Annotated in this window: 14 protein-coding genes and 1 riboswitch; of the genes, 3 read left to right on the forward strand and 11 right to left on the reverse strand. The window is 72.4% G+C overall.

Annotated elements, in window-relative coordinates:
- The first annotated feature begins 204 nt into the window (after positions 1–204).
- On the forward strand, positions 205–1,725 hold the full coding sequence (locus ABZ495_RS08505) for a PAS domain-containing sensor histidine kinase (protein ID WP_329489553.1): 1,521 nt from the start codon (positions 205–207) through the stop codon (positions 1,723–1,725).
- A 479-nt stretch (positions 1,726–2,204) separates the two neighbouring features.
- Here ABZ495_RS08505 and ABZ495_RS08510 read toward each other — a convergent pair whose 3' ends face one another.
- Entirely contained in the window at positions 2,205–2,456 is a 252-nt protein-coding gene (locus ABZ495_RS08510) for a WhiB family transcriptional regulator (RefSeq protein ID WP_014138019.1), read from the reverse strand.
- A 369-nt stretch (positions 2,457–2,825) separates the two neighbouring features.
- A complete protein-coding gene (locus ABZ495_RS08515) occupies positions 2,826–3,797 on the reverse strand; it encodes a diacylglycerol kinase family protein (protein WP_359803212.1) in 972 nt (323 codons plus the stop codon).
- A gap of 50 nt (positions 3,798–3,847) precedes the next feature.
- Here ABZ495_RS08515 and ABZ495_RS08520 point away from each other — a divergent pair, with 50 nt between their 5' ends.
- Positions 3,848–4,276: a hypothetical protein gene (locus ABZ495_RS08520; RefSeq protein ID WP_359803210.1), complete on the forward strand. Its 429-nt coding sequence runs from the start codon at positions 3,848–3,850 to the stop codon at positions 4,274–4,276.
- Positions 4,277–4,319: 43 nt separating this feature from the next.
- Here the strand turns inward: ABZ495_RS08520 and ABZ495_RS08525 are convergent, their stop codons facing one another.
- The 8 genes from ABZ495_RS08525 to sodN form a co-directional block, all read right to left on the reverse strand.
- On the reverse strand, positions 4,320–5,327 hold the full coding sequence (locus ABZ495_RS08525) for an RNA polymerase sigma factor SigF (RefSeq protein ID WP_329489556.1): 1,008 nt from the start codon (positions 5,325–5,327) through the stop codon (positions 4,320–4,322).
- 155 nt (positions 5,328–5,482) lie between these two features.
- Positions 5,483–5,893 (reverse strand): anti-sigma regulatory factor, encoded by a 411-nt coding sequence (locus ABZ495_RS08530; RefSeq protein ID WP_359835002.1) that lies wholly within the window; start codon positions 5,891–5,893, stop codon positions 5,483–5,485.
- A gap of 301 nt (positions 5,894–6,194) precedes the next feature.
- Positions 6,195–6,671 (reverse strand): GNAT family N-acetyltransferase, encoded by a 477-nt coding sequence (locus ABZ495_RS08535; protein ID WP_359835004.1) that lies wholly within the window; start codon positions 6,669–6,671, stop codon positions 6,195–6,197.
- Between the two features lie 9 nt (positions 6,672–6,680).
- Positions 6,681–7,064 (reverse strand): nuclear transport factor 2 family protein, encoded by a 384-nt coding sequence (locus tag ABZ495_RS08540; protein ID WP_329489558.1) that lies wholly within the window; start codon positions 7,062–7,064, stop codon positions 6,681–6,683.
- Between the two features lie 65 nt (positions 7,065–7,129).
- Complete coding sequence (locus ABZ495_RS08545; protein WP_359803204.1) at positions 7,130–8,125, reverse strand: ABC transporter substrate-binding protein; 996 nt, start codon at positions 8,123–8,125, stop codon at positions 7,130–7,132.
- Positions 8,126–8,134: 9 nt separating this feature from the next.
- Positions 8,135–8,944: an ABC transporter ATP-binding protein gene (locus ABZ495_RS08550; RefSeq protein WP_359803202.1), complete on the reverse strand. Its 810-nt coding sequence runs from the start codon at positions 8,942–8,944 to the stop codon at positions 8,135–8,137.
- The gene (locus ABZ495_RS08555) at positions 8,944–10,020 is read right to left on the reverse strand and encodes an iron ABC transporter permease (protein ID WP_359803200.1); all 1,077 of its coding nucleotides are present in this window, start codon (positions 10,018–10,020) and stop codon (positions 8,944–8,946) included. The genes ABZ495_RS08550 and ABZ495_RS08555 overlap by 1 nt, the downstream gene beginning before the upstream one ends.
- 102 nt (positions 10,021–10,122) lie before the next feature.
- A riboswitch (cobalamin riboswitch) is annotated at positions 10,123–10,241 on the reverse strand.
- Between the two features lie 101 nt (positions 10,242–10,342).
- The gene (gene sodN / locus ABZ495_RS08560; RefSeq protein WP_063347853.1) at positions 10,343–10,738 is read right to left on the reverse strand and encodes a superoxide dismutase, Ni; all 396 of its coding nucleotides are present in this window, start codon (positions 10,736–10,738) and stop codon (positions 10,343–10,345) included.
- A gap of 184 nt (positions 10,739–10,922) precedes the next feature.
- Between sodN and sodX the strand changes: the two genes are divergently transcribed.
- Positions 10,923–11,363 carry a nickel-type superoxide dismutase maturation protease gene (sodX, locus tag ABZ495_RS08565; protein WP_359835040.1) on the forward strand — a complete coding sequence of 147 codons (441 nt, stop codon included), beginning with the start codon at positions 10,923–10,925 and terminating at the stop codon, positions 11,361–11,363.
- A 12-nt stretch (positions 11,364–11,375) separates the two neighbouring features.
- Here the strand turns inward: sodX and ABZ495_RS08570 are convergent, their stop codons facing one another.
- Positions 11,376–11,966 carry a CGNR zinc finger domain-containing protein gene (locus ABZ495_RS08570; RefSeq protein ID WP_329489562.1) on the reverse strand — a complete coding sequence of 197 codons (591 nt, stop codon included), beginning with the start codon at positions 11,964–11,966 and terminating at the stop codon, positions 11,376–11,378.
- Between the last annotated feature and the right edge of the window lie 21 nt (positions 11,967–11,987).

The raw sequence follows: 11,987 nt of genomic DNA on the forward strand, positions 1-11,987 counted from the left end.
TCGCTCGGCGGTATCCGACCGAGGAGCGGCGTCGCGCGGTCAGGGCAGTTGCGCGGCGGCCTCTCCTTGGTGCTCTTTCATTGTGGACTAGACCAATCTGGGTTGTCCAGGGGACCCCGAAAATTGGTCTGGACAACCTGCGGCGACCCGCGCGCGGGCGGGTGCGCCACGTCCGCGCCCGGGACCTGGAGCTACGCTCGCCATGTGCCCTCGCTGAACGAACTCGTCCGCCGCCACACCACCCTGACCGGTGCCGACGTGGACTGGCTCCACATGCTGGTCTCGGAGTGGCAGCTGCTCTCCGACCTCTCCTTCGCCGACCTGGTCCTGTGGATCCCCACCTGGGACGGCATCCGGTACGTCTCGGTGGCCCAGATGCGGCCCAACACCGGGCCCACCTCCTACCAGGACGACATGGTCGGCCACCTCGTCCCACGCGGCCGCCGGCCCCTGCTCGACGCCGCCTTCGACGAGGGGCGGATCGTGCGCGAGGGCGACCCGGAGTGGCGCGAGGAGGTGCCCGTCCGGGTCGAGTCGATCCCGGTGCGGCGCGAGGGCAAGGTGCTCGGCGTGATCGCCCGCAACACCAACCTGCTGACCGTCCGCACCCCCAGCCGGCTCGAACTCACGTACCTGCAGAGCGCCTCCGACCTGGCCCAGATGATCGCCGCCGGGACGTTCCCGTACCACGGTGTCGAGCAGACCGACATGGACGCCGCCCCCCGGGTCGGCGACGGCCTGATCCGGCTCGACGCCGACGGCATCGTCACCTATGCCAGCCCCAACGCGCTCTCCGCCTACCACCGCCTCGGGCTCACCACCGACCTGGTCGGCAGCCACCTCGGCCGGGCCACCGCCGAGCTGGTCCCGCCCTCGCGGTCGGCGGTGCACGAGGCACTGGTGAAGCTGGCGAGCGGCTGGGCGCCGCGCCAGACCGAGGTCGAGGTGCAGGGCGGGGTGGTGACCCTGCGGGCGATCCCGCTGAAGCCCAAGGGCACCCTGACCGGCTCCCTGGTGCTCTGCCGCGACGTCACCGAGCTGCGGCGGCGCGACCGCGAGCTGATGACCAAGGACGCCACCATCCGGGAGATCCACCACCGGGTGAAGAACAACCTGCAGACGGTGGCGGCCCTGCTGCGGCTGCAGTCCCGCCGGATGGACTCGGACGCGGGCCGGGCCGCGCTGGACGAGGCGGTCCGCCGGGTCGGGTCGATCGCGATCGTGCACGAGACGCTCTCCCAGGCGCTGGACGAGCAGGTCGCCTTCGACGAGATCGCCGACCGGGTGCTGGCCATGGTGATGGAGCTGTCCCAGGACGGCCGGGTGGCGACCCGGCGCAGCGGCAGCTTCGGCATCCTCTCCGCCGAGGTGGCCACCCCGCTGGCGATGGTGCTCACCGAGCTGCTGCAGAACGCGCTGGAGCACGCCTTCGGACCGTCCGCCTCCGGGAACCTGGAGGTCAGCGCGTTGCGCGGGCGGGCTCCGGCCACCGGCATGGGCTGGTCGGACAGCTGGAACGGCGGCGCCCGGCCGGAGGAGTACCTGCTGATCACCGTGCAGGACGACGGCCGGGGCATGCCGGAGGGCTTCGACCCGCAGCAGGCGGGCAACCTCGGGCTGCAGATCGTCCGGACCCTGGCCACCGGGGAGCTGGGCGGCACCTTCGACATGGTGGCGGGACCGAACGGCGGCACCAAGGTGATCCTGGAGATCCCGGTGCCCTGAGCCGTCCCGGCTCGACGGACACGGCGCGGCACCCGAGGCGCAGTGGAGTGCGTCGGGGGCGTGTACCCGCAACGGGCGCCGGGTGCGCACCTCCGCACCACCGCAGGTGGCCATCGGGAAGCGCCCCGAACGGCGGGTGGCCGCCGCGCGTGACCGGACGCGGAAACAGAAACGAGGCCCTGTCGACCGGGGGGGGGGTGGGTCGACAGGGCCTCTCAACCCGTTCCGGCCGTCGGGGGGAGTCGGCCGGAACGGGGGCTCTGGGTGATACGACACCTCACCGGTGCGTTGCACACGGTGAGCGCCTCAGCTCCACAATATTGCTCTAAGTGAACAGTATCAAGTGCCTGGGCGGCCCGGTGTCGTCGGACCGTGTCGAGCAAGGCCCTTTGTACGGAAGGCTTCGCCAGGAAGTGCAGGGAAGCCCTTGATCATGTGTTGATCGGCACTGCGGTCACTGCTGGTGTTACGGCGTGTGATCAGGCGGTGCGGGCGCGGTTGCGGGCAGCGCGGCGCTTCATCGCGCGACGCTCGTCCTCGCTCATACCGCCCCAGACGCCGGCATCCTGGCCGGTCTCGAGCGCCCACTGCAGGCACTGCTCCATGACCGGACAGCGGCGGCACACGGCCTTGGCTTCCTCGATCTGCAGCAGAGCAGGACCGGTGTTCCCGATCGGGAAGAAAAGCTCCGGGTCCTCTTCGCGGCAGACAGCGCGGTGGCGCCAGTCCATGGTCGTCCAACTCCTCCTGCCGGCGGGGGTGACCCGATCGGCATAATCGATGGCTTGTGAATGTGAACGCTTTCACGAATCCCGCAACAGCAAAAGAGACCAAAGGCCCATCGGGCCCGGGTGGTCTGTGCTGGGGAGGGATTCGGCGATTCGAGGGACACTCCGCGGTCGGCACCCGCCAGGGTCTGTGGTTGCCGTCGCTGCGATGTGTCCCGATCGCCATGTAGAGGTTCGCAAACCTCGGGCCCGGATACAACCCCCTTCAGGGAGGAATTTTTGATTCTTCGGTGTCGCCTAGCTCACAGCCAGTACTTCTATGGAGTGAAGGGGGCTTGTGCGTTCGAGAAGAAGGGAGAACCCTCCTTCCAGTCACACAATCACACGCAGTGCCCGCCGTACGCCTGTGAAACTGACGCGACTCCTGTCTCCAAGGTGGTCCCCGTCCACCTGGAATGGGGCCGGTTCCTGCGAAACCAAGGTGAAGTGCCGAGCGTCGTGGTAGGAGACGACGTGCTTTCCGGACGGGCCGACAGGGGCGGCGCCATCGGCCGAAGGCGTGTGCGACCGCAGGATCTGACGGACCGTTCGAGCGGTGCCGAACGCGGTCATCCGGGTGATGCCGAAGACATCGAGGTCCGTGTCGAAGGAGGCGAGCGGGGAGGGATAGACCGGGCGGTTGCCCAGGAACGTCCACGGCGAGGTGTTGCTGACTATGGCCAGCACCAGGCCCGGCACCGGCGCCCGGCCCGGCAGTTGCAGGGTGACGGGGCCCGATCGGCGCTGCTCACGCTGGGTGACGTAGTGCCGGAGCGCCTGCCCCACGTAGAGCGCGTGGGTCGACCTGCGCCCCGCTCGGCGCTGCTCCTCCACCCGGCCCACCACGCCCGCGTCGAAGCCGAGGCCGGCGGTGAAGGTGAACCAGCGGTCCGGCAGCCCCTCCGTCATCGCCTTGCCCAGGCCGATCGGCCGCTCCCGGCGCTGGTCCAGGGCGTTCAGCAGGGCCCCGGTGGCCTCCACGGGGTCGTTGGGCAGACCCAGCGCGCGGGCGAACACATTGGTCGACCCGCCGGGCACCACGGCCAGCCGGGGGACCTTCTCGCCCGGGCCGTGCGTCAGCAGTCCGTTGACCACCTCGTTGACCGTGCCGTCGCCGCCCAGGGCCACCACCAGGTCGACGGCGCCGTCCTCGACCGCCTCGCGGGCCAGGTCGCGCGCGTGGCCGCGGTACTCCGTCTGGGCCACTTCCAGCTTGAGGTCGCTGCGCAGGGCATGGATCAGGACATCCCTGGTGCGGCCACTGGTGGTGGTCGCTTTCGGGTTGACGACCAGGAGAGCGCGCATGTGCTCAGCCTACGGGGCGGTACGGACCAACCGGCGGCTACCCTGCTGGAGTGACCGCAGAATCCTCCGCACCCGTACCCGCGCCCGGCGCCGACCGGCCGGCGGCCCTGACCGCGGGCGCCGCCATCACCGCCCTGGAGGGCGCCGCACTCGCCGTCGTCGGCGTCTGGGACATGGTGTCCGCCGTGTCCGGCGACTCCAGGCAGTTCGCGCTGAACGAGTTCGGCGGCCTCGTGATCGTCCTGCTCGGCGTGCTGCCGCTGCTGGCCGCCCGGGCGCTGCTCAAGGGCCGCCGCTGGGGCCGCAGCCCGGCGGTGCTGACCAACTCGATCTGCCTGCCGGTGGCCTACTACATGTGGCAGACCGGCGGCGCCATGGTGGCCGTCGGGGCGGCGATCGGCCTGCTCGGGCTGGCCGGCATCGGCGCCCTGCTCAGCCCGAAGGCGACGACGGCCCTCTACGCTCCGCACGAGGGCTGAGCGCGGAGGGCCGGCGACGGCGGCCGCTGAGCGGCCGTCAGTCCTACTCCTCCACCAGGAGCTTCTCCCGGAGCTGGGCCAGGGTACGGGCCAGCAGCCGGGAGACGTGCATCTGCGAGATGCCCACCTCGGCGGCGATCTGCGACTGGGTCATGTTGCGGAAGAACCGCAGCACCAGGATCTTCTGCTCCCGGGGCGGCAGTTGGGCCAGCAGCGGCTTGAGGGACTCGCGGTACTCGACGCCCTCCAGTGCCTCGTCGGTGGCGCCCAGGGTGTCCGCCACGGCCGGCGACTCGTCGTCGCTGTCGGGGACGTCCAGCGACAGCGTGGAGTACGCGTTGGCGGACTCCAGGCCCTCCAGCACGTCCTCCTCGGAGATCCCCAGGTGCTCGGCCAGCTCGTGCACGGTGGGGGAGCGGCCGTGCCGCTGGGAGAGCTCACTGGTCGCCGTGGTCAGCGACAGCCGCAGCTCCTGGAGCCGGCGCGGTACCCGGACCGCCCAGCCCTTGTCCCGGAAGTGGCGCTTGATCTCGCCGACGATGGTCGGCGTCGCGTAGGTGGAGAACTCGACCCCGCGTTCGTGGTCGAAGCGGTCCACCGACTTGATCAGTCCGATGGTGGCGACCTGGGTGAGGTCGTCCAGCGGCTCGCCCCGGTTGCGGAACCGCCGGGCCAGGTGCTCCACCAGGGGGATGTGCATCCGCACCAGCTGGTTGCGCAGCTCGACGCGCTCCGCGGAGCCCTCGGGCAGCGCGGACAGCCGGACGAACAGGGCCCGGGCCGCCTCCCGGTCCGGCGCCCCCGAACGGTGCGGCGCCTGCGAGGGCACCGCACCGCGCAGCGCCTCGGCCGCGTCGGGCACCGGGGACTCCGGGGCCGCGGACGGCGGCGAGGGCGTGGGCGACGGATCAGACGTCGGCTCGGTCGGCTGGCTCATCCGGTGGGCGTCCTTCGGGTGCGCTTCGTCGTTGGCGGCGAGGCCGGGAACGCTCGCCTGGGTCGGTACGGCAGGGCCCGCCGTCGCGAGGCCGGTACGGTCCAGATCACTCACGGCCATTCCCCCGTTCCGTTCCGGGAGCACCGGGACCTGGGGCGGTCCCGGATTCGTCTCGTTGGTCGTACCGCGTGGTGGGCGGTACCGGGAGCCGTCCGCCGGCCCGGGTGGCGCCGGACGGACGGCTCTTGTTCGGTGCTGCTGTGGCGGCCCTAATGGGCGGCGGACCCGCCGCGCTTCTTGTGCAGGCTGATCGAGACGGTGTTGTCCTCGGCGACCGAGGACAACACCTCGCCGGCCAGCGCGGAGAGCACCGTCCAGGCGAAGGTGTCCCGTTCCGGGGCACGGCCGTCCGTGGTCGGGGCGGAGACGATGACCTTCAGCGAGTCGCCCACCAGCCGGAACTCGCAGGAGAGGACGGAGCCGGGCACCGCCTGCTGGAGCAGGATGGCGCAGGCCTCGTCCACCGCGATCCGGAGGTCCTCGATCTCGTCCAGCGTGAAGTCCAGCCGGGCCGCCAGCCCCGCCGTCGCTGTTCGCAGCACCGAGAGGTAGGCCCCCGCCGCGGGCAGCCGGACCTCCACGAAGTCCTGTACTCCGGGCTCGCCGTCGATCTGGGACACCCTCACCTCCTGGGTGACGCGCTGTGCTTCCGGGCCGGTGGCCGCGGCACTGTCTGTTGCTTGGCTCAACTGCTTCGCCCCAACTGTCCAGAGGGGTGGTGCGGTACGTACCGGTCATACCCCGGGAGGGGTGGTCGGACGCCGCGCATCCGCCCGAGACGTTACCGCTATCGGTGGGCGGATGTCGCGATCCGGTCCCGCCTTCACGGGAACGAGCGACACCGGGTGCGAGGGTCACTCATGGTAGGCCCTCGCGACGCAGGGTGGCAGCCCCCGGGAGGGACTCGTGGCACCCGGTCGGTCAGCGGGTGCCGGCCGCGGTGAGCGCCGGGCCGGTGAGCCGGTGCACGGTCCACTCGTCCATCTGCACCGCGCCCAGCGACTTGTAGAAGTTGATCGAGGGCTCGTTCCAGTCCAGCACCGACCACTCCACCCGCGAGTAGCCGCGCTCGACGGCGATCCGGGCCAGCTCCAGCAGCAGCGCCTTGCCGTGGCCGCCGCCGCGGGCCTGCGGGCGGACGTAGAGGTCCTCCAGGTAGATCCCGTGCGTCCCGCGCCAGGTCGAGAAGTTGAGGAACCAGACCGCGAACCCGACCGGCTCGCCGGTGGTGTCGTCCTCGGCGACCAGCCCGAACACCGCCGGGGCGGCGCCGAACAGCGCCTCGCGCAGCTGTTCCTCGGTGGCGACCGCCTCGTGCGGTGCCTTCTCGTACTCCGCGAGTTCGCGGATCATGGCGTGAATGACCGGGACATCGGTGACTACGGCGGTGCGGATCATGCCACGAGCCTACTTGGCCCGCCCGTCCTCGTCCCAGGCCTGGATCGAGGTCTGGTCGACGATCCGGCCCTCCCGCAGGTCGGCGACCGAGGTGACCAGCACCCGGACCCCGTCGGGATAGCGGCAGGACTCCATGAAGGCGAGGCGGTCGCCGTCCAGGACCACCCGCTCCAGCGTGTGGCGCGTCTCCCGGCCGTAGACGTCGTTCAGCAGGGCGCCGATCTCGTCCCGGCCGTGCACCACCAGCGGGTGGCTGGGCTGGGTCTCGCGGTCGACCACGCGCAGTTCGGCGTCGTCCGCGTACAGCGCCAGCAGCGCGTCGGCGTCGCCGCGCTCGATGCCCTCGCGCAGCACGCCGGTGTCGAAGGCGGACGGCGCGGCCATGGTGCTCATGTTCTCGCTCCTCCGGTCGGTTCCGTCGGCTCGTACCTCCGAGCGTACGCCCGCCCCGCCGCGGCTCAGCCGGCCGTCACACCGCGCAGGTGGGCCGCGAGCGCGGTGATCGCGGCCGGGTTGCGCGGGCTCTCCACCAGGTCGACGTAGTCCAGGACGAAGATCCGCCCGTTGCGGACGGCGGAGACGCCGGCCAGCGGCGGGAAGGACGTGAGGAACTTCCGCTTGGCCTCGGCGTCCGGGGAGCCGTAGTTGTTGATCACGATCACCTCGGGGTCGCGCTGGACCACGCTCTCCCAGCCCACGGTGGTCCAGGAGTCGGCGAGGTCGCCCATCACGTTCTCCCCGCCGGCCCTGGCGATGATCTCCTGGGGCGCGGCGAACTTCCCCGAGGTGTACGGCTTGTCCTCGCCGCTGTCGTACAGGAAGACGCGCGGCCGGCGCTCGGGCTGCGGGACGGCGGCGACCTGCGCCCGGAAGTCGGCGATCAGCGCGTCGGCCCGGTCCCGGACGTCGAAGATCTCGCCCAGGTTGGCCAGGTCGGTGTAGAGCGCGTCCAGCGGGGACATCACCCCGCGCTCGGGGCCCTTGCCGCTGCGGCAGGACTCGCTGAGCACGTACGAGCCGATGCCGAGACCGGCCAGCGCCTGCGGGGTGAAGCCGCCGGCCTCGTCGAAGCCGTAGTGCCACCCGGCGAAGACCAGGTCGGCCTTCGCCTCCAGCGCGATCTCCTTGGTGATCTGCTGCTTGGAGAGCCACCTGGCCTGCTGGTAGCCGTCCTTCCAGGCCACCTTGTCGACCTGGCCCTTGTCGTCGGGCATCACGTAGCCGGCCATCCGGTCGGCCAGGCCGAGCGCGAACATCAGCTCGGTGATGCCCACGTCGTTGGTCACCGTCCGGGCCGGCTTCCGCTCGAAGGTGACCTTCGTACCGCAGTTGTCGACGGTCACCGGGTAGTGGGCGGAGCCGGCGGCGGCGTCCCCGGCGGGGGCGATCTCGGCGCCGCAGGCGGTCAGCGCGAGGGTGAGCAGGGCGGCGGTGGCAACGGCCTTAATACGCATGGGGTTTCCTCAGCAGGGGGGGTCGGCGGAGTCGGCGGGGCCGGGGGAGGTCCGGCCGAGCCGGTCGAAGAGCAACTGGACGGCGCCGGTCCCCGGGTGCTTCACGGGCGTCGCGCGGACGCCGAACACCTCGGCCAGCAGGGCCGGCTCCAGGACCTCGGCCGGCGGTCCGGAGGCGACGATCCGGCCGGCCGCGATGACGTACAGCAGGTCGCAGTGGCCGGCCGCCAGATTGAGGTCGTGCAGGGCCGTGAGCACGGTCGTACCGGCCTCCCGGACCAGCGCCAGCACCTCCAACTGGTGGGCGATGTCCAGGTGGTTGGTGGGCTCGTCGAGCACCAGCACCCGGGGCTCCTGGACCAGCGCGCGGGCGATCAGCACCCGCTGCTTCTCGCCCCCGGACAGGCTCAGGAAGCCGCGCCCGGCCAGGTGGTCCGCGCCCACCCGCCGCAGGGCGCGGGCGCACCGCCCGGTGTCCTCGGCGGTCGGCCGGGCGAAGCCGCCGCGGTGCGGCAGCCGGCCCATGCCGACCACCTCGGCCACCGTGAAGTCGAACTCGGCGGAGTGCTCCTGCGGCAGCGCGGCCACCCGCCGGGCGGCCTCGCGGGCGGCGAGCGCGTGCAGGTCCTCGCCGTCCAGCCGGACGGCGCCGGCAGCCGGGCGCAGCGCCCGGTAGACGCAGCGCAGCAGGGTCGACTTGCCGCTGCCGTTGGGCCCGACCAGGCCGACCACCTGCCCGGCGGCGGCGCCGAGGGTGACGTCGTGGACCAGCCGGGTGCCGGCCAGGTCCACCGAGACGCCGTCGAGGGCGAGATCCATCAGCGGCCTCCGAAGGTGTAGCCGCGACGGCGCATCAGCAGCAGGAAGCAGGGCACCCCGAGGACGGCGGTGACCACCCCGACCGGCAGTTCGGCCGGCGCCAGCAGGGTGCGCGAGACGATGTCCACCCAGACCAGCAGCAGCGCCCCGGCGAGCGGCGCGACCAGCAGCACCCGGCGGTGCCCGGCGCCGACCAGCATCCGGGTCAGGTGCGGCACCATCAGGCCGACGAAGCCGATCGCGCCGCTGACCGCGACCACGGTGCCGGTGACGGCGGCCGTCACCACGAACAGCTCGCGGCGCAGCCGGTCGCCGTCCACCCCGAGCGAGGCCGCCGTCTCGTCGCCCATGGCGAGGGCGTCCAGCCGCCCGGCCGCGCCGGCCAGGTAGGCGAGACCGGCCAGCACGGTGGCGGCGGCGATCGGGACGGACCCCCAGGTCGCCCCGCCGAGGCTGCCGAGCAGCCACATCATGGCGCTGCGGGCGGCCTCACCGCGCGCGGCGCCGAACACCATCAGCGCCGTCACCGCCGAGAACCCGTAGGACATCGCGGTACCGGTCAGCACCAGCCGCAGCGGGGTGAGTCCGTACGCCGTCCGGGCGGCGGCGTACACCAGGACCATCGCCAGCAGGGCGGCGGCGAACGCGGAGACCGAGATCGCCCAGACCCCGAGCGAGGCGAACGCGCCCAGCAGCAGCACGGCGTTGGCGCCGACCGAGGCGCCGGAGGAGATGCCCAGCACGAACGGGTCGGCCAGCGCGTTGCGGACCATCGCCTGCACCGCGACCCCGGTGGCCGCGAGCCCGGCGCCGACCACGGCGGCCAGCACCGTGCGCGGCAGCCGGATCTCCCAGACGATCGCGTACGCGGCGGCCTCCCCGGCGTCGAGCCGACCGCCCGTCAGTCCGGCGCCCAGCAGCCGCAGGACGCGGGCCCAGCCGAGTCCGGAGGCGCCGAGAGCCACCCCGCAGACCAGCGAGAGCAGCAGCGCCGCGAGCAGGCCGGCGGCGAGCGCCGCGACGGGTATTCGACGGGCCGCCGGTACGGGGGCCGGTGCGGTCACTGCGGTGCTCACGGGCGGCGCGCCTTCGCCTCGGGCCGCGGACGGCAGCGAGGCGGCGCGCCCGGGCACGGAGCTGCCGGGGCGCCATCCCCTCGCAGTCCACGGCGAGTTGTCGGGAGATCGGCGTCCCAGGGCGATCGGGCTCGCGGGCACAGGGCTCCGCCCACCGTTGCGGGTCAGCGCCGGATTCACACCGGACTTCTCCCTCGGACGCCCTGGCAGCATAACAAGCGCCGGGCCAGAGCGACCCTTACCGGGTTCGCGCGCGCGAAAACGCGCGACCGCCCCCGTCCGGCGCTGCGGACGGGGGCGGTCGGCGGTGCCTGATCGGTGATCAGGCCTGCTTGGTCTCCCAGAAGATCTTGTCGACCTCGGCGATCAGGTCGAGCAGGGCCTGGCCGGTGGCCGGGTCCGTCGACGCCTTGGCGGCCGAGGCGGCCTTCAGGGTGTCGTTGATCAGCTGGTGCAGCTGCGGGTACTTCTCGAAGTGCGGGGCCTTGAAGTAGTCGCTCCACAGCACCGAGATGTGGTGCTTGACGGCCTCGGCGCGCTGCTCCTTGATGATCAGGGCGCGGGTGCGGAACGCCGGGTCCTCGTTGGCCTGGTACTTCTCCTGGGTGCCCTTGACCGACTCGGCCTCGATCCGGGCCTGCGCGGGGTCGTACACGCCGCAGGGGAGGTCGCAGTGGGCGTGGGCGGTGGCGCGCGGTGCAAACAGACGAGAGAACATGGGAGTCCTTCCTTAGATCGTCTTCCCGCGAGCGAGATTACCCTTCCGGGCACCGGGTTTCGCGGCCGGGCGGCGGGCCTAGGGCAAAAGGCGGAGCCGGAACCGGGCCAATTCGGGCATCGGCCGCGGACGGCCCGTACGGCAGACTGGACGCGGCGAGCCGGGAGGAGCAGGCGTGGCGCGGATGACGGAACCGGAGGGCGGCACCCCGGGGGGTGGCGCGCCGTTCGGGCTGATCGACGTGGCGGGGCCCTCGATGGTGCCGACCCTGCGCGAGGGCGACCGGCTCCTGGTCAGGTACGGCGCGCGGATCAGACCGGGGGCGGTGGTGGTGTTCCGTCACCCCTTCCAGCAGGACCTGCTGGTGGTGAAGCGGGCCGTCGAGCGGCGGGCCAAGGGCTGGTGGCTGCTCTCCGACAACCGGCCGGTCGACAGTGACAGCCGCAGTTACGGCGCCGTCCCGGACGAGCTGGTGCTCGGTCGGGTGCTGCTGCGGCTGCGCCCGCGCCCGGCCTGGCTGGCCCCGGGGCACCGGCTGGAGCGGCTGCTGCTGGCCGGCCCGCCGGCCCGGATCCCGGGCCTCGCCCGCCGGCTGGGCGTCTGGGTCGAACCCGGCGCCTGGTAGCCGGGGTACCGGTCAGCCCCCGGCCAGGGCCGAGGCGTCCTGGGCCTCCTGCCGCTTGCGGGCCCGGTACGCGGCGACGTTGGCGCGGGTGGCGCACCGGTCGGAGCAGTACCGCCGGGAGCGGTTGGTGGAGGTGTCCAGGTAGGCGTTGCGGCAGGGCGAGGCCTGGCAGATGCCGAGCCGGTCGGCGCCCAGCTCGGTCAGGTGGACGGCCAGTCCCATGCAGGCGACGGCGCTGAAGTGCGCGGTGGCGGTGGGCGAGTTGTCGGCGAGGTGCAGGTGCCAGCGCGGCCGCCCGGCGTCGTCCAGGTAGTCGTGCCCGGAGACCAGCGGGCTGACGGGGTACTCCATCAGCAGGCTGTTCAGCAGGTCGACGCCGCGGATCTCGTCCCCCTCGGCGGCGGCCTCGAACACTCCGCGCAGCCTGGTCCGGACGGCGCGCAGCCGCGGCAGGTCCGACTCGTCGGCGAGCGCGGCGGCCCGGGAGGATTCGGAGAACAGCGACCGCACGGCGTCCACGGAGGTCAGGGTGTCGGTGCCGCGCTCGGGCTCCTCGGTGTTCACCAGCCGAACGGCCCGTTCGGCGTACGAGGCGAGCTCCACGGTGGTCCTTCCAGAGTCGGT

Origin of the sequence: Kitasatospora sp. NPDC005748 (assembly GCF_040630735.1) — a bacterium.
Lineage (GTDB): Bacteria > Actinomycetota > Actinomycetes > Streptomycetales > Streptomycetaceae > Kitasatospora.